This is a genomic window from Sphingomonas sp. Leaf33, assembly GCF_001421785.1.
Taxonomy (GTDB): domain Bacteria; phylum Pseudomonadota; class Alphaproteobacteria; order Sphingomonadales; family Sphingomonadaceae; genus Sphingomonas.
This window is the reverse complement of sequence record NZ_LMLB01000012.1, coordinates 1,550-1,858: the sequence shown is the minus strand read 5'-3', so window position 1 is coordinate 1,858 and position 309 is coordinate 1,550. Positions and strand designations below refer to the sequence as shown.

The following is a 309-nucleotide window of genomic DNA, read 5'->3' as shown; positions in this document are numbered from 1 at the left end:
TCGTGACTGGGGTGAAGTCGTAACAAGGTAGCCGTATCGGAAGGTGCGGCTGGATCACCTCCTTTCTGGAAAACTGCATTCAATATTGAACGCCCACACTTATCGGTTGTTGGAAAAGGGTCTGTAGCTCAGCTGGTTAGAGCACTGTGTTGATAACGCAGGGGTCGTTGGTTCGAGCCCAACTAGACCCACCAAATTCCGATGGCGATGGCTGCGGGTTGGCGAATGAGCTGGCTGCAGGCAGGGTATCGAGATGGGGGATTAGCTCAGCTGGGAGAGCACCTGCTTTGCAAGCAGGGGGTCGTCGGT

The 309-nt window shown here is 55.0% G+C and carries 1 tRNA gene and 1 rRNA gene (1 of these 2 running past the window's edge); both read left to right on the top strand.

Annotation, left to right across the window (positions count from 1 at the left end):
• Positions 1–65: ribosomal RNA gene (locus ASE86_RS13215) — 16S ribosomal RNA — on the top strand; its annotated part reaches 1,397 nt to the left of the window's first position; the annotation flags it as partial.
• Positions 66–117: 52 nt separating this feature from the next.
• Positions 118–194 (top strand) — tRNA-Ile (locus tag ASE86_RS13210).
• The last annotated feature ends 115 nt before the right edge of the window (positions 195–309 follow it).